The sequence below is a fragment of the Phenylobacterium sp. genome (assembly GCF_037189685.1).
Taxonomy (GTDB): domain Bacteria; phylum Pseudomonadota; class Alphaproteobacteria; order Caulobacterales; family Caulobacteraceae; genus Phenylobacterium.
The window spans coordinates 142,490-165,683 of record NZ_JBBCIT010000029.1; the positions used below are offsets into that span (position 1 = coordinate 142,490).

General features: G+C 69.8%; 22 protein-coding genes and 1 tRNA gene. 9 read left to right on the forward strand and 14 right to left on the reverse strand.

What is annotated here, in order from left to right; all coding sequences use genetic code 11:
• Window position 1 precedes the first annotated feature (1 nt).
• The 7 genes from WG212_RS17580 to WG212_RS17610 all read right to left on the reverse strand — a co-directional run bounded on the left by WG212_RS17580 (window position 2) and on the right by WG212_RS17610 (window position 4,752).
• Entirely contained in the window at window positions 2-367 is a 366-nt protein-coding gene (locus tag WG212_RS17580; RefSeq protein ID WP_337188407.1) for a helix-turn-helix domain-containing protein, read from the reverse strand.
• Entirely contained in the window at window positions 354-635 is a 282-nt protein-coding gene (locus tag WG212_RS17585) for a BrnT family toxin (protein WP_337188408.1), read from the reverse strand. The genes WG212_RS17580 and WG212_RS17585 overlap by 14 nt, the downstream gene beginning before the upstream one ends.
• A 30-nt stretch (window positions 636-665) precedes the next feature.
• Window positions 666-2,783, reverse strand: coding sequence for a prolyl oligopeptidase family serine peptidase (locus tag WG212_RS17590; protein ID WP_337188409.1), 2,118 nt, complete (start codon window positions 2,781-2,783; stop codon window positions 666-668).
• A gap of 91 nt (window positions 2,784-2,874) precedes the next feature.
• A complete protein-coding gene (locus WG212_RS17595; protein WP_337188410.1) occupies window positions 2,875-3,261 on the reverse strand; it encodes a type II toxin-antitoxin system VapC family toxin in 387 nt (128 codons plus the stop codon).
• Window positions 3,248-3,520, reverse strand: a complete 273-nt coding sequence (locus WG212_RS17600; protein WP_337188411.1) for an AbrB/MazE/SpoVT family DNA-binding domain-containing protein — start codon at window positions 3,518-3,520, stop codon at window positions 3,248-3,250. Before WG212_RS17600 ends, WG212_RS17595 begins: the two co-directional genes overlap by 14 nt.
• A gap of 59 nt (window positions 3,521-3,579) precedes the next feature.
• A complete protein-coding gene (locus tag WG212_RS17605; protein ID WP_337188412.1) occupies window positions 3,580-3,720 on the reverse strand; it encodes a hypothetical protein in 141 nt (46 codons plus the stop codon).
• Between the two features lie 45 nt (window positions 3,721-3,765).
• The gene (locus WG212_RS17610) at window positions 3,766-4,752 is read right to left on the reverse strand and encodes a YafY family protein (protein WP_337188413.1); all 987 of its coding nucleotides are present in this window, start codon (window positions 4,750-4,752) and stop codon (window positions 3,766-3,768) included.
• A 76-nt stretch (window positions 4,753-4,828) separates the two neighbouring features.
• Between WG212_RS17610 and WG212_RS17615 the strand changes: the two genes are divergently transcribed.
• Window positions 4,829-5,146, forward strand: coding sequence for a hypothetical protein (locus WG212_RS17615; protein ID WP_337188414.1), 318 nt, complete (start codon window positions 4,829-4,831; stop codon window positions 5,144-5,146).
• Here the strand turns inward: WG212_RS17615 and WG212_RS17620 are convergent.
• Both WG212_RS17620 and WG212_RS17625 read right to left on the reverse strand, forming a co-directional pair.
• The gene (locus WG212_RS17620) at window positions 5,143-5,502 is read right to left on the reverse strand and encodes a DUF6285 domain-containing protein (RefSeq protein WP_337188415.1); all 360 of its coding nucleotides are present in this window, start codon (window positions 5,500-5,502) and stop codon (window positions 5,143-5,145) included. The two genes, WG212_RS17615 and WG212_RS17620, sit on opposite strands and share 4 nt — an antisense overlap.
• The gene (locus tag WG212_RS17625) at window positions 5,499-6,494 is read right to left on the reverse strand and encodes a phosphotransferase family protein (RefSeq protein ID WP_337188416.1); all 996 of its coding nucleotides are present in this window, start codon (window positions 6,492-6,494) and stop codon (window positions 5,499-5,501) included. Before WG212_RS17625 ends, WG212_RS17620 begins: the two co-directional genes overlap by 4 nt.
• 128 nt (window positions 6,495-6,622) lie before the next feature.
• Here WG212_RS17625 and WG212_RS17630 point away from each other — a divergent pair, with 128 nt between their 5' ends.
• Window positions 6,623-7,984, forward strand: a complete 1,362-nt coding sequence (locus tag WG212_RS17630; protein ID WP_337188417.1) for an acyl-CoA dehydrogenase — start codon at window positions 6,623-6,625, stop codon at window positions 7,982-7,984.
• A gap of 140 nt (window positions 7,985-8,124) precedes the next feature.
• On the opposite strand, the gene WG212_RS17635 is transcribed toward WG212_RS17630, so the two are convergent.
• Complete coding sequence (locus WG212_RS17635; RefSeq protein WP_337188418.1) at window positions 8,125-9,540, reverse strand: Mur ligase family protein; 1,416 nt, start codon at window positions 9,538-9,540, stop codon at window positions 8,125-8,127.
• Between the two features lie 369 nt (window positions 9,541-9,909).
• On the opposite strand from WG212_RS17635, the gene WG212_RS17640 reads away from it, so the two are divergent.
• Window positions 9,910-9,985: transfer RNA gene (locus WG212_RS17640), tRNA-Asn, on the forward strand.
• Between the two features lie 39 nt (window positions 9,986-10,024).
• Here WG212_RS17640 and WG212_RS17645 read toward each other — a convergent pair.
• Window positions 10,025-10,654 (reverse strand): TetR/AcrR family transcriptional regulator, encoded by a 630-nt coding sequence (locus WG212_RS17645; RefSeq protein WP_337188419.1) that lies wholly within the window; start codon window positions 10,652-10,654, stop codon window positions 10,025-10,027.
• 112 nt (window positions 10,655-10,766) lie between these two features.
• Between WG212_RS17645 and WG212_RS17650 the strand changes: the two genes are divergently transcribed.
• From WG212_RS17650 to WG212_RS17660, 3 genes are all read left to right on the forward strand, one after another.
• Entirely contained in the window at window positions 10,767-12,173 is a 1,407-nt protein-coding gene (locus WG212_RS17650) for a hypothetical protein (RefSeq protein ID WP_337188420.1), read from the forward strand.
• Between the two features lie 121 nt (window positions 12,174-12,294).
• On the forward strand, window positions 12,295-14,628 hold the full coding sequence (locus WG212_RS17655) for a TonB-dependent receptor (RefSeq protein ID WP_337188421.1): 2,334 nt from the start codon (window positions 12,295-12,297) through the stop codon (window positions 14,626-14,628).
• Window positions 14,629-14,697: 69 nt separating this feature from the next.
• On the forward strand, window positions 14,698-15,705 hold the full coding sequence (locus WG212_RS17660; protein ID WP_337188422.1) for a glutathione S-transferase family protein: 1,008 nt from the start codon (window positions 14,698-14,700) through the stop codon (window positions 15,703-15,705).
• A gap of 9 nt (window positions 15,706-15,714) precedes the next feature.
• On the opposite strand, the gene WG212_RS17665 is transcribed toward WG212_RS17660, so the two are convergent.
• Window positions 15,715-16,548 carry an FkbM family methyltransferase gene (locus WG212_RS17665; RefSeq protein ID WP_337188423.1) on the reverse strand — a complete coding sequence of 278 codons (834 nt, stop codon included), beginning with the start codon at window positions 16,546-16,548 and terminating at the stop codon, window positions 15,715-15,717.
• Between the two features lie 2 nt (window positions 16,549-16,550).
• The gene (locus WG212_RS17670) at window positions 16,551-17,006 is read right to left on the reverse strand and encodes a VOC family protein (RefSeq protein WP_337188424.1); all 456 of its coding nucleotides are present in this window, start codon (window positions 17,004-17,006) and stop codon (window positions 16,551-16,553) included.
• Window positions 17,007-17,311: 305 nt separating this feature from the next.
• On the opposite strand from WG212_RS17670, the gene WG212_RS17675 reads away from it, so the two are divergent.
• From WG212_RS17675 to WG212_RS17685, 3 genes are all read left to right on the forward strand, one after another.
• Complete coding sequence (locus WG212_RS17675) at window positions 17,312-18,376, forward strand: efflux RND transporter periplasmic adaptor subunit (protein WP_337188425.1); 1,065 nt, start codon at window positions 17,312-17,314, stop codon at window positions 18,374-18,376.
• 24 nt (window positions 18,377-18,400) lie between these two features.
• Window positions 18,401-21,637: an efflux RND transporter permease subunit gene (locus WG212_RS17680; RefSeq protein ID WP_337188426.1), complete on the forward strand. Its 3,237-nt coding sequence runs from the start codon at window positions 18,401-18,403 to the stop codon at window positions 21,635-21,637.
• A 61-nt stretch (window positions 21,638-21,698) separates the two neighbouring features.
• On the forward strand, window positions 21,699-22,175 hold the full coding sequence (locus tag WG212_RS17685; RefSeq protein ID WP_337188456.1) for a GNAT family N-acetyltransferase: 477 nt from the start codon (window positions 21,699-21,701) through the stop codon (window positions 22,173-22,175).
• 15 nt (window positions 22,176-22,190) lie between these two features.
• Here WG212_RS17685 and WG212_RS17690 read toward each other — a convergent pair whose 3' ends face one another.
• Window positions 22,191-23,156: an alpha/beta hydrolase gene (locus tag WG212_RS17690; protein WP_337188427.1), complete on the reverse strand. Its 966-nt coding sequence runs from the start codon at window positions 23,154-23,156 to the stop codon at window positions 22,191-22,193.
• Window positions 23,157-23,194: the final 38 nt, after the last annotated feature.

The window sequence follows — 23,194 nt, forward strand, 5'->3', positions numbered from 1 at the left end:
GCTAGACCTCAGACAGGGCCCGCCGCACGGCCTCGGGCTCCCGGGCGATGACCGCCAGATAGGCGGCGACCACGCTATCGCCGCCCGGGTAGCGGCCCTGCTCGATGTCGCGCAGCCGGCCGAAACTGATCCTGTAGGCCCGCGCGAACTCGCGTTGGGTGAGCCCGGTCCGGGCCCGGGCGCGCCGCGCGAGGGCGCGCAGCTCCAGCTTGGCCAGCTCGGCCGGGGTCAGCGGCGGATTGTCCGGGTCGGCTTCGGCCGCGGCGGTGATCTCGGAGTCCGTCAGAGCGTCCATCCGCGCCCGAGCCCTGTCCGGGATCGCCGGAAGGTCTTCGAGTTCGAAGCTGGTGGCCTTATCCGTAGCCATAGGCGCGGGTCTCCTTGGCGTTGGCCCGGCGGGCCGAGATGATCCAGGCTGTCTCGCCTTGCGGCGCGTAGACGACCACGAACAACTTCCCCTCGATCGTGCCGACCGACTTGCGGCGCGCCTCGCCGTCTTCTGGCCGCGAGACATCAAGGTCCACACGAGCGGGGTCGCGGAACACCCGGGCAGCGTAGGCGAACAGAACGCCGTGTTTGCCGTGGTGGGCTTCGGCGTTGGCGTCGTGCCAGGCGACGCGGCGCGGCGTGAACACGGCTCTATATGCGGGATACCCGTACTTCAGTCAATCCATCAGCCGTTGCGCGAGGTAGGTGAACTCCAGAGCCTGGCGGAGGGCGCGTTCGTTCAGGTTGGCGGCCGCGGCGTGACCGCCATCCATGTTCTCGTAGTAGAGGTAGTCGTAGCCGTATTCCTTCAGCCGCGCGGCGGCCTTGCGGGCGTGGGCGGGGTGGACGCGGTCGTCCTTGGTGGACGTCTCGATGAACACCTTGGGATAGGGCTGGCCGGGCTTCAGGTTCTGGTACGGTGAGTAGCTCATCAGCATGGTCCGCTCCTCGGGGACCGCCGGGTCGCCGTACTCGCCGATCCAGGACGAGCCGGCGCCGATATGGGCGTAGCCGATCATGTCGAACAGCGGCACCTGGATGACCACGGCGTTGTAGAGCTCGGGCCGCTTCGTGAGCGCCACGCCCATGAGGAGGCCGCCGTTCGAGCCGCCCATGATCCCCAGTTTCTTCGGGCTGGTGATCTTGCGCGCGATCAGGTCCTCGGAGACCGCGAAGAAGTCGTCGTAGACCCGCATCCGGTTCAGCTTCAGGCCGGCGTTGTGCCAGCGGGGGCCGAACTCGCCGCCGCCGCGGATGTTGGCCACGACGTAGACGCCGCCCTTCTCCAGCCACAGCTTGCCGACCGTCGCCGCATAGGCCGGGGTCTGGCTGACCAGGAAGCCGCCGTAGGCGTAGAGCAGCGTCGGGTTCGAGCCGTCGTATTGGATGTCCTTCGCCCGGACCACGAAGTACGGGACCTTCACGCCGTCCTTCGACGTGGCCCAGTGCTGCTCGGTGACGAACCTCGAGGCGTCGAAGCGGGCCGGGAGCGCGCGGAGCTGCTCGGCCTGGCCGCCGGCGGCATCGGCCAGCCACTGGCTGGAGGGGGTCAGGAAACTGGCGATGTTGAGGATCAGCCGGTCGTCGGTCTCGGACGCCGAAGCGACGGAGACGGTCGAGTCCTCGGGCAGGTCCAGGGCCTGGGACGTCCACGCGCCGCCGTTGCGGCGGAAGCTCAGGACCTGGCCCTTCACGTTGTCGAGCAGGGCCACCACGAGGCGGCCCTTCGTGGTCGCCACCTGCTCCACCGCCTGCGACTCGCTGGGCCGCAGGACGAGCGCCGGCTTCAGCGCGCCGGGCGCCTTCTTGACGGCGGCCAGATCGAAGTCGACGAGGTCGCCTTCCCTCATCCTCCTGGCGGCCCAATCCTCCTCGAGGCTCACGATCACCCGACCGTCGAGATAGCCCTGGATCGAGACCTTCTTCGGCAGGTCCAGACGCAGGGGGCGATCGCCGGCCAGCAGGTAGTACTCGGCGTTGAAGGTGTCCAAGGGCCGCATGATGACGACCGCCTGCATCCGTCCGGCGGGGTCACGCAGGACGATAGACTGGACGCCGTAGCCCCCGTCGGCCTTCTGGCCCGAGAACACCTGCTTCGCCTCGGACAGCGGCCGGCCCCGCTTGAGCAGCTTGGCGATGTAGGGGTAGCCCGAGGTCGTGACCTCGCCCTTCGCCCACTCGGTCACCACCAGCAGCGTGTCGCGGTCGATCCAGTCGAAGCGGTGTTTCCCTTCGGGCAGATGGAAGCCGCCTTCCACGAACTGGCCGGTCACAGTGTCGAACTCGCGCACCTCGACGGCGTCCTTGCCCCCGTCCGACAGGCTGACGAGGCAGAGCCGGTCGTCCGGCGGCAGGCAGCGGGCGCCCTTCCAGACCCAGTTGGCCTGCTCGGACCTGGCCAGGGCGTCGAGGTCCAGGATCGTCCGCCACTCCGGCGTCCCGGCCCGGTAGCTGTCGACGGAGGTCTTGCGCCAGACGCCGCGCACGTGGTCGGCGTCCTGCCAGTAGTCCCAGAGGCCGCCGTCGCCCGAGAAGCTCACGCCCGGGATGCGGTCCTTGGCGGTGGCGATCTTCAGGGCGTCGGCGTAGAGGCCGGCGTAGCGGGGATCGTCCTGGAGCTGCGGCAGGGAACGGGCGTTCTCGGCCTTGGCCCATTCGATGGCGCGGGCGCCCTCGATCTCCTCCATCCAGGCGTACGGGTCGTGGTCGGCGTTGGGGTCGGCGTTGGGATCGGGGGGCGCGGCGCCCATCAGCAATACTCCGGCGAGCGCGGTCGCAACGGCGGCAAGGCGCATGAGGTACCTCTCGAAGGCATGTGCGCGATTGCTAGCCCGCGCGGCGCCCGGCGTCACCACCCGCTGGCCGAGCGGCGTTCGGCGGAGTTGGTCAGAGCGGGCGCACAGGCGGCTGGACGCCTGCCACAAGCCGGGCGAACCTTCTGTCGAAGGTGACGAAAGCCTCGCAGCCCTCCGCAGCCGTCAGGTGGAGCGCATCGGCAAGATCGGCGCCTTCCCCGGCCATCCGCAAGGCGGCGGCCACCCTCTCCGGCTCCTGGACGCGCACGCGCGGCAACCGGCTGAACATCTCCAGCGCGCGAACGATCTCCTCGCGAGAGTACCGATGGACGCTCCTCAGGACCCAGGCGGCCTCGAGGACGACGGTCGAGGCTACGAACACCTCATTGTCCCGCACCAGCGCATGCGCCCTGGCCCACTGCGCCTCGTCGTCGCGGATCAGGAAACGGACGACGACATTGGTGTCAATCGCGATCATATTCGCGCCGGAACATCTCGGCGACGGCCTCGTCCATTTCCTCCACTGTGACCGGCGGCCCGTTGTACTTCAGCATGCCCGAGACTTGGTCCAGTGTCGTGGGTTCCAGCACCGGCTCGCGCCGCAGCAAGACGCCGTCGGCTGTCTCCTCGACGACCAGCCGCGTACCCGGCGACCAGCGGCGGTGCTCGCGGATCGCCTTGGGCAGGATGACCTGCCCCTTGGTGGACAGCACGGTGGTCTGGCGAGACTGGGCCATGGCGAACTCCGGTAAGACCAAGGTAAGATGATGACTTGCCGCCGCCACGTCAACCTCGCCTATCCTGGCCCCAGCAGCATAAGCGACAGCACCGGCGACAGGATGAGGGCCGCGACGCCAATCGCGCGGAACAGCGCCCAGCGGCGCTGGCGCGGGCGGACGTGGGTCTCGAAGAAGGTGGCGTAGTCGAGGGTGTTCATCGGGCTCTCCGTCGTTGGACGGACCAAGCCTGAACAGGGGGTACGTCAGAATCGGACGTGGGCACGCCAGGCCGTGTCGATTTCCGCCGCCATCATGTCCTTCAGCGCCTTGGGCTCCACGATCCTGACCCTGTCGCCCCAGGTGAAGAGGTGCCAGGCCAGTTCGCGCATCCCGCTGGCGCGGAAGCGGACCACCACAGAGCCGTCCGGCTCGTCCTCGACCTTCTGCCGGGCATGGAAGCGCCAGCGCAGGGCGTCCTCGCGACCCTCGGGCAAGATGCGCAGGACCACGTCGTGGGTGTCGTCCTGGTAGATGCCGAAGCTCTCGTCGGCGTAGGCCTGCAGCGAGAAATCCTCGGGCCGCTGGGCCGGAACGCCCGTGATCTCGAGATCGGCGATGCGGTCCAGGCGCCAGTTCCGGGGGCCGGTCCCCGCCCCGACCTCCTCGGCCACGAGGTAGTTGGAGCGGCCGAACAGGATGCCCAGCGGCGCCACCTCCCGCACCCGGCCGGGCGTGGAGCCGCCCTCGTAGCGGAAGCGGAGCGTGGAGACCGCCTTCAGCGCCCCGCGCACGGCGGCCAGCACCGTGTCCTCCTCGAACGGCCGTGGGCCGGCCTGGACGGCGATGGTCTCGGCCTGGAGCAGGGCTTCAAGATCGGGCGCGAGGCGGCGCCGCGCCGAGGCGCGGGTGGCGGAGAGCACCTTCTGCTCCAGGGACCGCAGGGCCGTGGCGCGCGCGTGGGCGCCCTGGCGGTCCATCGCCTCGGCCGAGGCCGAGAGCGCCGCCATCTCCTCGGGCGTCGGGGCCTGGAAGAGGCCGTCGAGGCCGGAGGGGATGCGGAACCGCTTGCCGGGCGGGTCTTCCAGCACCTCCATCTGGGGGAAGACGTCCCAGAGCGCGTCGCGCATGCGCTCCACCGTGCGCCGGCCCAGGCCGAGCTTCGCGCTCATCTCGTCCAGGGTCAGGCCCTCGGCCGTGCCCGCCAGCATCCGCGCCAGCTCGAGGAGCCGCGCACTTTTTTCATGGCGCATGACCAGCCTACGTCCGTTTTTGTCGTACCCCTCAGACAAAACCAGAACCATCGACAACCTGCAAGGCGTTCGAACGATGGCATCCCGCTTCCAGCCCCGCCGCAAGGCCGGTGACCGCTTCAGCCCCGCCCGCTTCACGACCCGGCCGGTCCAGGCGCCGCAGCCGGTCCGCCCCCCGCCCCCGCCGGCCGCCGTGGTCGACGCCGTGCTGCGCTATCACGATGTGGCCCTGGACCAGGGCGGCCAGCGGAGCCTGCTCCGGCTCTCCGACGATCGCCTGTCCGACGCCGAGGTGGTGCGCGCCCTGGGGGGCCACACCGACCGCGCCCGTCGCGTCGCCATCCTCTGGAACGAGCGCGAGAGCGAGATCATCCGGGTGCTGGAGGCGGCCTAGAGGCTGCCCTCGGCCTTGTAGTTCGGCTGGTCAATGGCGAGCTGGTTCTTCGCCATCACCGTCAGCGCGGCCAGGAGGCCCGGCGTCTCGACCGTGAAGTCCCCCGACCGGATGCGGTCGCACAGCTCGCTGTTCAGTTCCGCATGCCCGCCCTCGCGGTCGAGGAGGCCGGCCATGAGGCGCACGGCGTCGGCCTCCGCGTCGGGCCCCTGGGTCAGTTCGCGGTGGACGGTGGCCAGGGCGTTCGCCGCCACACGGGCCAGGAAGGCGTTGCGAGGGTCGAGCGCGGGCCGGATCTCGTCGATCCAGAGACGGACGGATTCGACCAGTTCCTCGGTGCGGGGATGGGTGATCAAAGGCCTTCCTCCAGCAGCGCGACCAGGTCCGCCTCGGTCTCGGAGACCCGGCGGCCGATCATGGGGCGCTCCACCGACTTCACCATGCCGTCGCGCCAGGAGAGGTACATGGTGAGGCACATGACGCCCCAGCGCAGCGAGCCCAGCATCTGCCAGAACCGCACGCGCGAGAGCTCGATCTTCCGGCCGCCGGCCGAGGCGTAGCCGGCCAGGAGGTCCTCGTAGCCTCCGAAGCCGCCGACAGGGCGGTCGGGCCGTCCGAAGCGCCAGGAGTTGGTGCAGATCCAGCCCATGTCCTCGGCCGGATCGCCCAGGTGGGCCAGTTCCCAGTCGAGGATGGCGGCGACTCCCTTCTCGGGGTCGAACATGATGTTGCCGTTCCGGAAGTCGCCGTGCAGCAGGACAGGCGCGACGGGCTCGGGCGTGTGGCGCCGCAGGTACTGGAACGCCAGTTCCAGGATCGGCCGCTCGGCCCCGGTGGCCCGGTAGACCTCCTCGTAGCGATCCAGTTCCTGAAGGCCGTCCACGGACTTGAGCCTTGCGCCCGGCGGGGGGGCCGTGCGGTGGATGGCCACCAGGGATTCCCCGCACTGACGCGCGAGCTGCGGCCGGATGGCGTCGAAGCGCGCGTCGCTGGTGATCTTCCGCCCCAGGGTCTCGCCGTCGACGCGGACCATGACATAGGCCTCGCCCAGGCCGTCGGCCGCATCGCAGACGTGGCGCACGTCGGGCACGCGCGCGCCGTTGGCGCCGGTGGCCCGGATCAGCGCAGCCTCGCTGGCCAGGCTGATCGACCGTGCGGTCTCTTCGTCGAACGGCACGCTGCGCCGGCGCAGGATCAGGTCCTCGCGGCCGCGCGCGCCCTCGATCCCGAAGGCCCAGGTCTCCATGCTGGCTCCGCCAGACAGCCGCTGGGCGCCCGTCAATGTCGCGCCCACGCCGCCCAGACGTTCGGCGAGCTTCTCGAGGCCCGCCCGCACATCGACTTCCATGACCCGGCGGAACCTCCCTGCTGGTCTAGACTGGGCCTGATGTGGCGGGCCCGCGGGGCGGTTGTAAACCGGTCCCCCAGCGTCAATCCCGCCTCGAGACCGCCACGAGAGCGCTGGGAGAAACGGCCATGGACTTCGACATCCCCAAGGACATCCAGGACTACCTGGGCGAGCTTGACCGGTTCATCGAGGACGTGATCCTGCCGCTCCAGCGGTCGGACGACAACGACCGCTTCTTCGATCACCGCCGCGAGCACGCCCGAACCGACTGGGACAACGACGGCCTGCCCCGCAAGGAGTGGGAGACGCTGCTGGCCAAGGCCCGCAGGCTGGCCGACGAGGCCGGGCACCTGCGCTTCGCCTGGCCCGTGGAGATGGGCGGCAAGGGCGGCTCCCAGCTCGCCATGGCCATCATCCGCGAGCACCTGGCCGCCAAGGGCCTGGGCCTGTTCAACGATCTCCAGACCGAGCACTCGATCGTCGGCAACAACCCCTTCATCCTGATGTTCAAGGAGTTCGCGACCAACGAGCAGTACGACCGCTATGCGGACAAGCTGCTGAACGGCGGCATGCGCACCGGCTTCGGCCTGACCGAGCCCAACCACGGCAGCGACGCCACCTGGATGGAAACCCGCGCGGTCCCCCACGAGAAGGACGGCAAGCCGGGCTGGCTCATCAACGGCGAAAAAATGTGGACGACGGGCATGCACGTCGCCACCCACGTGATGTGCTTCGCCCGCACCAGCGGCAAGGACGGGGACGCCACGGGCATCACCTGCTTCATCGTCCCCGCCGACTCCCCAGGCCTCAAGATCGAGGAGTACCTGTGGACGTTCAACATGCCGACCGATCACCCCCGGATCAGCTTCACCGACGTCTGGATCCCCGAGGACAGCTACTGGGGCCAGATCGACCGGGGGCTGGGGATCGGCCAGAGCTTCGTCCACCAGAACCGCATCCGCCAGGCGGCCTCGTCGCTGGGCGCGGCGCAGTTCTGCATCGACGAGAGCGTGAAGTACGCGCGCAACCGCAAGCCGTTCGGCAAGCCCCTGTCCGACAACCAGGCGATCCAGTTCCCGCTGGTGGAGCTCCAGACCCAGTGCGAGATGCTCCGCCTGCTGATCCGCAAGACGGCCTGGCAGATGGACCACATGGAGCACAAGGAGATCGAGCGCACGATCTCGGACAAGGTCTCGATGTGCAACTACTGGGGCAACCGGCTGGTCTGCGAGGCGGCCGACCGGGCGATGCAGGTCCACGGCGGCATCGGCTATTCCCGCCACAAGCCCTTCGAGCATATCTACCGCCACCACCGCCGCTACCGGATCACCGAGGGCTCGGAGGAGATCCAGATGCGCAAGGTGGCCGCCTACCTGTTCGGCTACCTCGGCCCGAAGCGGGAGCAGTTCCGCGAAATGAACGAGGCCGAGAAGGCGGCCAAGCGGGGCGATTACGTCCAGCCGGTCCCGGCGCACACGGGCATCCGGTAGCGAGCCGCCCCCACCTGGTCGTCATCCCCCGGCTTGTCCGGGGGACCCATCGGGCTTTGCCTCGCTGAAGGAATGCGGCGGCGACCCGGACTCGGAGCTCAATGGGTCGGACAAGCCGGGGATGACGATCAGGTAGGGGTTCAGGCCGCCGCCTCCTGCGCCCCATACAGCCTGTCGAAGAGCGGCGGGAGCGAGTCCGGCAGGCCCAGGAGCGGGCCGGAGGAGAGGAGCAGGACGGCCTCGTCGCCCGAGAGGCGGCTGAGGGCGGCGGTGGCGGCCTCGGCGGTCTCGACGCCCTGGACGGGGACGCCGGCGGCGGCGATGCGATCCTGGATCTCGGCGAAGGTCGACTGCGGGTGCGAACCGGCGCCGTGTGTGGGCGGTGGGATGAGCAGGACGCGCGCGGCGCCCTGGAACACCGTGTCGTACCAGGCCAGGGCCGCGCGGTTGCGCCAGGAGAAGGTGTGCGGCTCGAACACCACCACGAGCGGCCGGTCGGGATAGTGCAGCCGCATGGCCGCGATGGCGGAATGGGCCTTCTCGTACGACGAGCCGAAGCCCTCCACGAGCGGCACGCGCGAGCGGGCGGTCAGCCGGTCGAGGCGGCGGCGGATGCCGGCGAAACTCAGCACCGCGCGGGCCAGGGCCGCCGCGTCCACGAGGCCGCGCTCCAGCAGATAGGCGGCCACGCCCACGATGTTCTCGACGTTGTGGGCGCCCAGCAAGGTGGTGGCGAGAGGCAGGCGCCGGCCGCCGGGACCGACGAGCGTGAAGTGTGTGACATCGCTGAAGACGACGTCCTGGCTGAACCAGCCGTCGCAGGGCCGGGTGTCGTACCAGACGATGCGCGAGGCGGCCTGGGGCGCGATCTCGCGGATAGCCGGATGATCGCGCGCCACCAGCAGGCCGCCGGCCGGCAAGAGGCGCAGGAGTTCGCCGAAGGGCCGGGCGTAGTCGTCGAAGGTCGGGAAGACGTTGACGTGGTCGTGGACCAGCGAGGTCAGCAGGACGTCGCGCGGATGATAGAGGACGAACTTCGACCGGCGGTCCTCCGGGCCGACGATGTACTCGTCGCCTTCGAGAATCACCTCGCGCGCGGTCCCCCAGTGGCCGGTGTCGGGCAGAGACGGCGAGATGGCGCCGATCATCCAGCCGGCGTCGCGCCCGCTCTCGCGCAGAACATGGGCCATCAGCGCCGCGCAGGTGGACTTGCCGAACGAGCCGGCCACCACGGTGTTGCGGCGCACGGCCGTCGCCTCGCCCACCAGTTCGGGGAAGGTGGTGACCCGCACGCCGCGGGCGCGGGCGGCGCGCACCTCGACGTTCTCCTCCCCGCCCAGCTTCGCGCTGGCGCCCAGAACCAGGAGGTCGAGATCGGGCGGCAGGTTCGCCGGGTCGAATCGCCAGCTCACCGGAAAGCCCAGGCCCTCGACGTAGGTGGACATCGGCGGGAAGGCGTCTGCGTCCGAGCCCGACACCGCATGGCCCGCCTCGCGCATCATCAGCGCCGCCGCCGCCATGCCCGCGCCCGCGATCCCCGTGAAATGGATGCGCATCTTCCGTCCGTGTCCCACAGTCTGCCGTCCGGTGATCAGCCGATTGGCGATGTTCGTCCAGCCCCGCGAAGGTTTCGGGCCCACCTGTGCGGCAAGCCGGGCCGTGCGCTTAAGGAAAGCTTGCAGCCCGACCGCGGAAATTTACGCACGCTTAACCACAACCTTCGACCCTGGGGACGTCTTCTTCGAAGACACCCCACCATCACCGACTTTTTCCGGCCCGGCGTCCGCGTCGGGCCGTTTTTTCATGGAGGTTCCGTGCAGGCGGCCCCGACCGCGCGAAGGGCCGCAAAAGGGACCTGCGACACGTTCCCGCGACCCTTGCGCAAGCCGCCGGTGCGGCGTATACGCCCGCCCTCTCGGTGCTGATCCCCGATAGCTCAGTTGGTAGAGCAGCCGGCTGTTAACCGGCTTGTCGCAGGTTCGAGTCCTGCTCGGGGAGCCACCGATACCGCCCGAAGGCGGATTTCCACGAACAATCGCATCACGACGTCGCGTCTAGCCTGGCCACGTCGAGCGCCGCGACGCACGCCTGGAGTTCGGCGAAGGACGCCGGGGTCATGATGCGATTCAGGATGGCCAGCTTCAGGTCGAATCCCCTGCGCCATTGACCGGGCGTAGGCGCCGCCACGCCCTCGATCTCCCGCAGATGATCGGGCCAATGGCGGACGACCATCCACAGCGCCGGAGCCAGGTCGTCGACATCTGCAGGACCCGAGGCGAACGCGCCCTCCCCCGCCAACTCGTCCAGAAGAGCGCGTAGCCGACCGTACTGCTCGCGCATGAGGCCGGAGCCGGCCGAGGCGCGCCGGGCCGCCGCGTCCTCGGTGAGGAACCTGTGGTCCCACATCGCCCGCATCGTCCCCAGGGTGTAGCGGACGTAGCGCTCGGTCGCCGGCGCCGGGCCGTCGGCCTGGGCCAGGGCGGCGCGGTAGTCCCGGGCCGCCGCGAGCGACAGGGCCGCGCGCAGGTCGTCGCGGGTGCGGAAATGGTACCAGAGGTTGCCCACGGCGATGCCGGCGGCTGCGGCCACCTGCTGGTTGGTCGTGTGCGCCTCGCCCTGTTCGTTGAACAGCCGCCGGGCCACTTCAAGAATGCGCGCCCTCGTCTTCATCGCCCCTTCCTGCACGTCGCCGCCTGCCTTGTCCCGCTCAGAATTAGGCTATACGACCTAGACTCGCCCGGCCCGCGACGAACCGCAAGGCCGCCGTCGCAGGAGGCGAACCATGACCGCGCGAGACCACCTCTCCCCGCCCCCCGGCTACTATCCCTCGGCCTGGCCGGGCGAATGCGGCGGCCCGCGGCGGCAGAAGGTGACGCGGGCCCCAGGCCTGCGGCTGCAGGCCGGCGAGACCCTGGCCGCACGTACGCGGCGTCTGGACGACGACCGCTGGCCGGTGATGTTCGTGCTGCGCGACGCCGGCGAGCTGTACCTGCAGGGCGGAACGCGGGCGGGCCAGAGCCGGACGTCGTACGGCTGGGTGGAGCAGCTCGACCCTGAGAGCCTGGAGCCCCTGAAACGTTCGCCCGACCTGCCGTCGGGCGGGCACAACTGGTGCGGGGCGGCCTGCGTCCACGCCAACGGCGACATCTATGTGGTCAACGGCGCCTACGCCCACCGGCTGACGCCGGACCTCGAGGTCGTGGCCGAGCGACGGCTGTCGGTGGACAACGCCCACAACGGCCACCTCGTGCTGAGCGACGGGGCCCTGGTGGCCAAGGACATCCAGAACGACCCCGCCAGGCGCTCGGTCTTCACGGTGTTGAGCCCGGAGCTGGAGATCATCGACCGCTACGAATTCCCGTGGAACAGCGTCGGGCGCTTCTCGGCCGACGCGCAGGACGGGGAGGACCACCTCTATGTCACCAGCGGAACCGAGATCCGTCGGCTGATCTACCGGGCCGGCCGGCTCTCGCTGGACCCCGACTGGGCCGCCGGCTACCGCATCGCCGGCGAGGATCAGGCCTTCGCCTGGGACAGCACGCTGGGCGACGACTGCGCCTGGTTCATGGACATGGGCGAGAATGCCGTGGTCCGGGCGGTGCTGGCCGCGCACCCGATCGGAACGCAGGCGGTCGAGGTGCTGCCCCCGGCGGCGCTGGAGGCGCCGGAGGCGCTGCGCCCAGCCTTGCGGCAAACGACGATGCAGCGCTATCCGAACGGTGCGCCGATCCATGCGGCTCCGCAGCGCCTGTTCCGCGTCTCGCTCCGCGACGCCACCGACCGGGACGCCTTCGTGCTGTTCGATCAGCCGCAGGGCAACATCATCGCCCCGCCCCTCTACGACCAGGACCGCCGCATCCTGGTGGCGTTCGACACCGCGAACCGGCGGCTGGGGGCATGGCGCTATCACGGGCCGGGCGACCTGCGGCCGCTCTGGCAGCATCCGTGGCGGACCACCAACCAGCTCACCCTCTACGCCGACACCGGCGAACTGTTCGTCGACGACTGCACCACGCCGGGCCGTTGGGACGCCGTCGTGGTGGATGTCGAGACCGGGGCGGAGCGCGGTCGAACGGACACCGGCTGCATGCTGTCGGGCGGGATGTGGTACACGCCCGGCTTCGACCGCGACGCCTATACCAGCTCTCCGCTGGGCGCGATCGCGCGGCTCCACGTCACCGCCGGCTGAGAGCGCCGCTCCCCCTTCCCGCGAATCAACAGGTTGCCAGCGCCCGCAATCCCGAATACGCACCCTAACCAGAACAGTAGTTCCGATTCTAATTAGCGGAATGATCCGGGAGGGATGCGAGATGCAAAGAGACGCTGGACGTCGTCGATGGCTGCTGGCGGCCACAACTCTGGCGGCCGGAGGCCTCGCCACGGGCGCCTGGGCCCAGGCGGGAGGAGAGGCTCAGCTCGAGGAACTGGTGGTCACGGCGCAGAAGCGGGCCGAGAACGTGCAGGACGTGCCCCTGTCGATCACGGCGGTGAGCGGACGGGACCTGGAGGCGGCCAACGTCACCAACTTCCGCGAGCTGACCGCGATGGTGCCCGCCCTGCGGATGGAAGGCACCAACAACACCCGCAACACCACCGTGTCGCTGCGCGGGATCGGCAACTCGGGCAACAACCCGGGCATCGAATACAGCGTCGGCGTCTTCCTGGACGGCGTGTATCTGCCCGGTCTCAGCGTGCTGCAGGGCGACCTCGTGGACATCCAGGCGGTCGAGGTGCTGCGCGGACCCCAGGGCACGCTGTACGGCCGCAACACCCCGGTGGGCGCGATCAACATCATCACCCGCGAGCCTCAGGCCAAGCCCGAGGCGATGGTGACCGCCGGCTTCGGCAACTATCAGCAGCGCTACGCCAAGGGCTATGTCGGCGGCGCGCTGGGCGAGGACCTGTCGGCCCGCGCCTCGTTCTGGCTGCGTGACCGCGACGGCTTCGCCCGCAACCTGGCCACCGGCGGGCGCGTGAACGACATGAAGGGCGGCGGCGCCCGGCTCCGCACCATGTGGACGCCGAACGACGACCTCAAGTTCAACCTGGTCGGCCACTATTCGATCGTACGGTCGAAGGGCGGCGTCGCGGACGCGATCAACCCGACGGGCCCGGGCGGCGTCGCCACGCCCGGCTTCCTCGCCGAGACCGCGGCCCTGGGCTACACGTTCCAGAACTTCACGAGTGGCGATTTCGTCGTCCAGGCCGACGACGTGACCAACGACAAGGCCATCTCGTACGGGGCCTCGCTCACCGGCGAGTTCGAGCTGCCCGCCGGCCACACCCTGACCTCGATCACCGCCTGGGACGTGAACGTCGGCGGGGCCGATCCCTACTCGGCCGACGCCCTGCCCCAGAACGTGGCCAAGCTGATCGAGCGCGGCGAGATCGAGTCGTTCAGCGAGGAACTGCGGGTGAGTTCACCCACGGGCGGGTTCTTCGAATACATCGCCGGGCTCTACCTCTACCGGCAGACCTACGACTTCTGGTCGACGGTGACGGTCGGGCCGGACGCCAACCGGCTGTTTCCCCTCCCCGCCGCGGCCGGCGGGCCGCAGCGCTTCCGCGAGGGCGACCAGATGCGCTCGGAGGCCGACCTGAAGACGCGGAGCACGGCGCTGTTCGGCACCGCGCGGCTCAACTTCACCGACCGCTGGCGGGCCTCGCTGGGCGCCCGCTACGTCTGGGAGAAGAAGGACGGCGTCATCAACCACACCAACTCGCCGGGCACCAACGCCGCCTTCCAGGCCCTGTTCGGCCCCAACCCGATCGGGGCGGTCGAGCGCAGCGAGGAGAAGTTCACCTGGCTGCTCAGCACCCAGTACGACCTGACCCCCGACATCATGGCCTTCGCCAGCGTGTCGACCGGCTACAAGGCGGGCGGCTTCAACGCGCGCCGGCAGGCGCCGACCGCGCCGGTGCAGTTCGAGCCTGAATCCTCGATCGACTACCAGCTCGGCCTGAAGTCGCAGCTCCTCGACCGGCGGCTGCGGCTGAACCTGACGCTGTTCAACATGGTGCTGAGCGACTTCCAGGAATCGATCCTGAACCCGGTCACCCGCTCGGGCTTCCTGACGGGCAACGCCGGCGAGCGGCGGGTGCGCGGGCTGGAGGGCGACTTCGCGGCCGTCGTCGGGCCGAACCTGCGGTTCTCGGGCGGCCTCACCTATCTGGACGCCGAGTTCACCGACTACACCATCGGTCCCTGCTACGCGGGCCGCACGCCCAACGGCAGCCAGCCCAACACGTGCTCGTTCAACGGCCTGACGCCCGTCAGTTCGCCCAAGTGGAAGTTCAACGTGGCGGGCGACTACAGCCGCCAGGTCGCCGACGACCTGATGTTCAACGCCCGCCTGGAGGTGCAGCACACCAGCTCGATGCTGCTGGACGCCGCGCTCGACCCGCGGTCGCGGCAGAAGGCGGTCACCCTGCTGAACGGCAGCCTGTCGCTCGGGGCCGAGGCGCGCGGCTGGTCCGGCCGGCTGTGGGTCAAGAACCTGACCGACGAGCACTACTATCAGCGGATCGGCGGCATCCCCCTGGCGCCGATGGTCAGCACCGGCGGCACGGCCGGCGCCGAAGGCTTCCACGGCTACTACGCCGAGCCCCGGACCTACGGGCTGGAACTCACCTACCGCTACTGACGCGGCAAGGGGCCGGGCGGATCGCCCGGCCCCTCGTCTTCTCTCCTCACCGCAGACCGGAGCCCCCGCATGGCGCAGAGCCACTACCTCGTCCACGGAAGCCTGGGTTCGCCCTATACGATGAAGATGCGGGCGGTCATGCGCTACCGGCGGCTGCCGCACGTCTGGATCCGCGACGGCAACAGCCGCCTGGCCGGCCGCACGGGCCTGAAGGTCGCGGTGATCCCGGTGATCCAGTACCTGGACGGCTCGTATCACAACGACTCCACGCCGATGATCGACGACCTGGAGCGGCTGCACCCCGGCGAGCGGTCGATCGTGCCCGACGATCCGGGCGATGCGTTCCTGGCCTATCTGCTCGAGGACTTCGCGGACGAGTGGGTGACGAAGGCCATGTTCCACTACCGCTGGTTCCGGGCGCGCGACCAGGACCAGATGGGCCACTGGCTGGGCTTCGACCTCTATCAGGGACAGGGCCTGGAGAAGATCCGCGCCTTCGCCCGCGAGTTCCGCGACCGGCAGGTGGGCCGGCTCGCCCTGGTCGGCTGCACCGAGGCGAACCAGTATCTGGTCGAGGAGACCTGCCGGCGCACGCTGGCGGCGCTGGAGCGGCACGTGACCGACAGCTGGTTCTTCTTCGGCAGCCGTCCGTCGCGCGCCGAGTTCGGGCTGTACGGCCAGCTCTCGCAGTTCATCGTCGACCCGACGCCGACCGACATCCTGCGCGCCACGGCGCCCTATACCGCCCGCTGGGTGATGAACATGGACGACATAGGCGGGATCGACGGCGAATGGGCCGTGAAACCCGTGTCGGCCAGCGTCGAAGAGATGCTGAAGCTCACCGGCGAGGTCTATCTGCCGTTCCTCGTGGCCAACGCGCGAGCCTATTCGCAGGGGGCGGAGACGATGTCGTTCACCGCGCTGGGCGAGACCTATTCCCAGGGCGTGTTCCGATATCAGGTGAAATGCCTGGAGACCCTCCGCTCGGCCTACGCCGCGCTCGACGAGGCCGCGCGCGCGCGGATCGACCCGCTCCTCGATCGGACCGGCTGCCTGCCGTTCCTGCGGGCGGCCTGACGGGCCCTCCTAGGCGTAGCCATAGCGGAGCAGGTAGGGATAGGCGTCGATCCCGCCGGGACGCTGCTGGTCGGGGTCCGCCACCCGGGTGAGGCCCCACTGCTCGCCGGTTCCGGGCGGCAGGGCGACGATGTTGGAATCGCCCCGTCCTGGCGTCGCCGGCGCCGCGCGGCCGTTCGCCGGCGTCGCGAACGGCGCGAAGAACCAGCAGACCTCGTAGCCGGCGGACCGGAAGGTTCGGATCACCTCGGCCGTCGCTTCCGGATGCTGGATCGTGGCCTCCACGAGCCAGACGGCGCGCCGGGCCGCGATCAGGGCCGCCGCGCCGGCCAGAACCTGCGGCTCGAACCCCTCCACGTCGATCTTCACGAGCCGGACATCCCGGTTCGAGACCTCGTCGAGCGTGACCATCGGCACCGGCCGCATCGCCTCGGCCGCGCTGTCGAAGCCGATGTCCCCGAAGTTGCGCTCACCCATCAGGGAGACGGCCGGAAACTCGGCCACGCCCGTCTCGGCCCCGGCCGCCGCCCGCACGACCGAGAGGTTCGCCAGGCCGTTGGCCTTCGCATTGGCGTCGAGGATGTCGGCCAGTTCCGCGTGGGCCTCGATCGCCAGGACCTTCCAGCCGGGCCGGCGGCTGGCGAACGGCAGGGCGATCGCCCCGATGTTGGCGCCGACGTCCAGCAGGGTCCCCGCGTCGCCGGCGTGGTCGACGAGGAAATCCAGGATCACGCGGGCGAACTCGCCATAGTCGCGCAGCGAAGCGCCCACGGCGGTGTCACCGGCCGGGAACCGGAACTCGAGGTCGTAGGCTCGCGCGATCTCGAGCGGAACGTCCGACACCGTCACCACGTCCCCACATTCGGCATCGACGCCCAGGGTTCGGCCGGCGGCAGGGCACCGCCGGCCTGGAGCAGTTCCACCGAGATGTTGTCCGGAGAGCGGACGAAGGCCATGCGACCGTCGCGCGGCGGCCGGTTGATCACCACCCCCGCGTCCTTCAGCCGCTGGCAAACGGCATAGATGTCGTCGACGGCGTAGGCCAGGTGGCCGAAATTGCGCCCGCCCTGGTATGGCTCGGGATCCCAGTTGTAGGTGAGTTCGACCATCGGCGCCCTGCTTTCGAGGGGGCCAGCCTCGCGGGCGACGGCCTCGTCGTCCGGGGCGCAGAGGAACACAAGCGTGAAGCGGCCGGCCTCGTTCTCGATCCGCGAGACTTCCTTAAGCCCCAGCCTGTCACAATAGAACGCGAGTGATTCGGCGAGGTCGGTCACGCGGACCATGGTGTGGAGGTATCTCACGACAGTGGGCGTCCTTCGATCATCGGGTATGGCGTTGAGCTGGCGCAGGCCTCTTTACCGCGTAAAATGACGCCGATGCGGGCCACCGCCCCGGCGAGACTCCACCGAGACCTGCGACTGAATCTGCCGATGTTCCGATTAGACCCCTCCCGCCACGTGACCGCAATTTCATTTGCGCTGACAGAACGGCGGCATCACAACCGGGCCAAGCCGCGAAACGACGGCGCCCGCGCATGGTGGAGACCACAGCGTACGTCGCCGGCTACGGAGCCGGGTCTGGTTCCGGGTACGGGGGAAAACGTGTCATGCGCCTGAAGTCTCAGCACATTTTCATCCTCGCGGTGATCGGCGTGCTGATGATCTACTTCGTCGGCAGCCTGATCTTCCGACCGCTGAATCATGGGGGCGAACGGGCCGAGGCCAAGGCCGATCCCCTGCCCACCGTGCAGACCCGGATGACACCCGAGGCGATGCGGCCCGTGCAGGTGCTGATGCGCGGCCGCACCGAGGCGGCGCGCGCCGTCGTCGTTCGCTCCGAGACCGCGGGCGTGGTGGCCGCGACGCCGACGCCGGAAGGCAGCTTCGTCCGCGAGGGCCAGGTGCTGTGCCGGCTGTCGGTCGACGCGCGCCAGGCCAGCCTGGATCAGGCGCGCGCGCAGTTGAAGTCGCGCCAGCTCCAGCGCGAGGCCGCCGCCCAGCTCGCCGAGAAGGGCTTCCGCTCGCCCACCCAGGTGCTGGAGGCGCAGGCCAACCTCGACGCCGCCAACGCTTCGGTGCGGGCGGCCGAGATCGCGCTGGGCCAGGTGAACATCCGGGCGCCGTTCGCCGGCGTCTTCGACCGCCGCGACGCCGAGATCGGGACCTATCTGTCGCCCGGCCAGCCGTGCGGCACGATGATCGAGCTGAACCCCCTCATCGTCGTGGGGGACGCCCCTGAAACCCAGGCCGTGAGGCTCCAGGTGGGCGCGCCCGCCGAGGCGCGGCTGGTTTCAGGCCAGGTGCTGACCGGCAAGATCCGCTATGTCGCGCGCGACGCCGATCCGCAGACCCGGACCTATCGGGTGGAGGTGGCGGTGGCCAACCCCGGCAACACGGTGCGGTCGGGCCTCTCCGCCGAGCTGCGTGCGGGCGCGGGCGCGGGCGCCGCCCACCTTGTGCCGGTGTCGGCCCTGGTGCTGGACGCCGACGGACGCCAGGGGCTGCGCCACGTCCGGCCCGACGGGCGCGTGGCCTTCACGCCGGTGACGGTGCTGGAGGAGACGCGGGAGGGGATGTGGGTCAGCGGCCTGACCGGCCAGGCGAACGTCATCACGGTCGGGCAGTCGTTCGTGGCCGACGGGCAGAAGGTTCGCGTGACGGCCGCCCGCTAGGGCGCCGTCACCGGGGAGCAGCAGATGATCGGTCCGCTCATCGACGGCGCCATCAAGCGAAGGAAGGTCGTGCTGGCGGTCACCCTGATCGCGGCGCTGTTCGGCCTCTTCGCCTACATCTCGATGCCTCGGGAATCCGAGCCCGACATCGACCTGCCCTACATCTCGGTGGTGGTCCCCTACCCCGGCGTCTCGCCCGAGGACGCCGAGCGCCTGCTGGTGAAGCCTCTGGAGCTGGAGCTCCAGACCATCCAGGGCATCGAGTCGATGAACGCGGTCGCGCGTCAGAACGCGGCGATCGTGACCCTGGAATTCGAGGCCGACTTCAACAAGGACAAGGCGCTCGAGGACGTACGCGCCAAGGTCGACATGGCGCGGGGCAAGTTCCCGCCCGACGCCGAAGAGCCGATCATCGAGGAGATGAACTTCTCGGGCGAGCCGATCATCGGCATCGTCATCTCAGGCGCCGCGCCCGAGCGCGAGCTGTTCCGCGTGGCCCGCCAGCTCAAGGAACGCCTGGAGGGCACCGACGGCGTCCTGGAAGTCTTCATGAGCGGCGGGCGCGAGGAAGTCCTCGAGGTCGCCATCGATCCCTTGCGGATGGAGGCCTACAACGTCACCACCAGCGAGCTGGCCCAGGTGATCGGGCGCAACAACCAGCTCGTCCCGGCCGGCAACCTGCGGTCGGGCTCGGGCCAGTTCGCGGTGAAGGTGCCGGGCGTCGTCCAGGAGCCCGCCGACATCCTGGCCCTGCCGATCAAGCGCAACGGCGACCGGCTGGTGACCGTGGCCGACATCGGCGAGGTCCGGCGCACCTTCAAGGAGCCCACCTCCATCAGCCGGTTCAACGGCCATCCCGCCTTCGTGCTGGAAGTGACCAAGCGCGGCGGCGCGAACATGCTCGCCACCGTGGAGACCGTGCGCAAGGCGACCGAGGAGGACGCCCGGCGGTGGCCGTCGACGGTGCGCCTCGACTACATCTACGACGAGAGCGAGTTCATCGCCCGCACGCTGGTGGTTCTGGAGAGCGGCCTGATCATCGCCGCCATCCTGGTGATGATGATCATCGTGGCCAGCCTGGGCATCCGGCAGGGCCTGATCGTCGGCACCTCGATCCCCCTCTGCTTCCTCATCGCCTTCCTGCTGATCAACGGCATGGGTGTGACGCTGAACATGATGGTGATGTTCGGCATGGTCCTGGCCGTGGGCATCCTCGTGGACGGCGGCATCGTCGTGACCGAGTACGCCGACCGCAAGATGGCCGAGGGCATGCCGAAGGAGGAGGCGTTCAACGCCGCCGGCAAGCGGATGTTCTGGCCGGTCGTGAACGGCACCCTGACCACGCTGTGCGCCTTCGTGCCGTTCATGTTCTGGAACTCGATCGCCGGCAAGTTCATGAGCTACCTGCCGCTGACGCTGTTCTTCGTGCTGGGCGCCTCGATCTGCGTGGCCCTGCTCTTCATCCCGGCGCTGGGTTCGCTGGCCTCGCGGAAGACCGCGGTGGACGAGGAGCACCTCGCCGAGATCATGAAGTCCGAGCACGGGGACCCGCGCGAGATGTCCGGCTTCATGGGCTGGTACGCGCGGGCGCTCAGCTACCTCGGCCAGCGCCCCACCCGTACGATGGCGGCCGGCGGCCTCATCGTGCTGGCGATCGTCATCTCGTTCGCCATGACGAAGCATCGGACCGAGTTCTTCTTCGAGGACGACCCCGAGTACACCCAGGTCTATGTGAAGGCCCGCGGCAACCTCTCGCCCGAAGCGCAGGACGGGCTGGTGCGCCAGGTGGAGGAGCGCCTGGTCGGCATCAAGGGCGTGGAGTCCTTCTACGTCCGCGCCGGCGGCTTCAGCGCCAACGGCGGGCCGAACTCGGCGCCCAACGACACCGTGGGCCGCATCCGCGTCGATTTCTTCGACTTCGAGGAGCGCACCGCCCTCGGCCTGACGGGCAAGGCGATCGAAGACGAGGTCCGGCGGCGGGTGACGCACATCCCCGGCCTTCAGATCGAGGTGCGCGGGCCGCAGAACGGGCCGCCGGTGGGCAAGGACGTCCAGGTCCAGTTGCTCAGCAACGATCCGGCCGCGCTGAACCAGGCCGCCGACCTGGTGTTCGACAAGCTGGCGTCGGACCGGCAGCTCATGGAGCTGGAGGACAACCGCACCTCGCCCGGCATCGAATGGAACCTGATCGTCGACCGCGAGGCGGCCGGCCGCTACGGCGTCGACGTGCTCTCGGTGGGCCAGACCATCCAGTTCCTGACCGGCGGGGTCCTGATGGGCCGCTTCCGGCCCGACGACGCCGACGACGAGCTGGACATCCGTGTCCGCTTCACCGCCGACGCGCGCAACGTGGCCGCGCTGGAGGAGCTGAAGGTCACGACGCCGCTGGGGCCCGTGCCGGCCAGCTACTTCATCAAGCAGGCGCCCGGCCAGCAGGTGACCCAGATCCAGCGCCGGGACGGCCAGCGCCTCGTCATCCTCCAGGCCAATGCGGTCGAGGGCGTCGCGGCGAACCAGAAGATCGCCCAGCTCCGGCCTTGGCTTCAGCAGGCGCCGATCGATCCTGCGGTGACCTGGAAGTTCACCGGCGCCGACGAGGAAGGCGCCGAGGCCGCGGTGTTCTTCGCCACCGCGATGCTGGCTTCCCTGTTCATGATGTTCGTGATCCTGCTGTGCCAGTTCAACAGCTTCTACGGGGTGTTCGTGACCCTCTCGGCGGTGATCCTGTCCACCGTGGGCGTGCTGCTCGGCGTCCAGGTGAACTTCGCCGGCACCTTCCCGTACATCTCGGTGATCATGCTGGGCACGGGGGTCGTGGCCCTCTTCGGGGTCGTGGTGGGCCACAACATCGTGCTGGTGGACACCTTCTACCACCTCCGGCAGGCGGGCTATGCGGCGGACGAAGCGGCGATGCGGGCGGCCGTCCAGCGGTTCCGGCCGGTGCTCCTGACCACCCTGGTGACGGTGGTGGGGCTGCTGCCGCTGATGTTCCAGATCCACCCCAACTTCCACACGGGTCACATCGAATACAAGGCGCCCGGCTCGGGCTGGTGGGTGCAGCTCTCGGCGTCGGTGGTGTGGGGCCTGTCGTTCGCCACCCTGCTGACGCTGGTGCTCACGCCCGTCATGCTGGCCGCGCCCAAGGTCTACTCGCGCCGGTTCGGCTGGCTGCGCGACCATCTGCCGTGGGTGCGGCGGCGGCGGGCGGCGGCGCGGCGGACGCCACCCCACTCCGACGACCTGCCCCGCGCAGCGGAGTGACGGCTTGAGCGACGGGCTGACGCATCGGCTGGCCACACCCGAAGACGCCGCAGCCCTGGCCATGGTGATGGAGGCGGCGATCGCCGAGCTGCAACAGGGGTTCCTCGACCCGAAGCAGATCGAAGCCAGCCGCACGATCATGGGCCTGGATCGCCAGCTCATCGCCGACGGGACCTATTTCGTGGTCGAGGACGGCGCGCGCGTCGCCGGCTGCGGCGGCTGGAGCCGGCGCGCCACCCTCTACGGCGGCGACCACACGCCCGGGCGCGACGCCGCCCTTCTGGACCCGGCCATCGAACCCGCACGGGTACGGGCGATGTACACCCACCCCGATTTCGCGCGCCGCGGGGTGGGCCGCCTCATCCTGTCGCTGTGCGAACGGGCGGCGCGGGCCGAAGGCTTCCGGCGGGTGGAACTCATGGCGACCCTGTCCGGGCGCGCGCTCTACAGCCAATGCGGATACCAGGACATCGAGGCCATCCAAGACGCCCGCGGCGGGGCGCCGGTGCCGCTGGTCCGGATGGGCAAGGCGCTCTGAGCGGTCGGTTCCGGACTACCACGTCCCCAGGAACCCGCGGGCGCGCATCCAGGCCAGAAAGTCCGCCGGCCATTGCATCGTCGTGGTGCCCTCGCGGCCGGGATAGCCATAGCCGTGGCCGCCCGTCTCGTAGAGATGAAGCTCGACGGCCCCGCCCCGGGCCTGCCAGGCGGGGATCAAGGCGAAATCGGTCCGGCCGAACAGCGGGTCGTCGGCGGCCATCGACGCCCACATGGGCGGCGGTCGGTCGGGGATCGTCCCGGCAGGCGCGCCCAACCCCCCGTAGACGGGCGCGATGAACGCCGGCCGGGTCTGCGGATCGCCGGCATAGACCAGGCCCATCGTGGTGATGGCGCCCGCCGAGAAGCCCATGAAACCGACGCGGACGGGATCGACGCCCCATTCCCCCGCCCGGGCCCGGACGACGCGCATGGCCTCCTGCGCGTCCTCGGTGGCGATCTTCGCGCCCTCTGCGAGGCGGCGCAGGCGGCCCTCCGCACCGGCGGCGGCGAAGCCGGCGAACGCCTCGTCGAGCCCGGCGGCGCCCGCCCCGGTCGGCAGCACCCGGTACTTGAGGACGAACGCCGCGACGCCCTGCGACTGCAACCAGCGCGCCACCGCCCAGCCCTCGTGGTCCATCGCCAGCAGGACGAAGCCGCCGCCGGGCGCGATGATCACCGCCGCGCCCGTGGCGGTCCCCGGGGCGGGCAGGAACGGGGTCAACGTCGGAACCGTGACGTTCTGGACGACGGGCACGTTGTCGAGGCTCGACATGGTCCACGTCTCCGCCGGCGCGCCGGCGGGCGCGGGCGGCGCGCGCAGGACGATCGCCCCCGGCGGCTGCGCCGGCGGCTCGATGTCCCATCTGCGGGGCTGGGCGTGGGCCGTCGTCACGGCCGCCGCCAGGCACAGGAGCGACAGGAGCCCGAAGATCCCCCGGAAGCCGGCCCCGCCCGACTGTGCCCTGCGAACATCGCCCACCTCCCGCCTCCCCACCTCTGGCCTTCTCTCGTGCATCC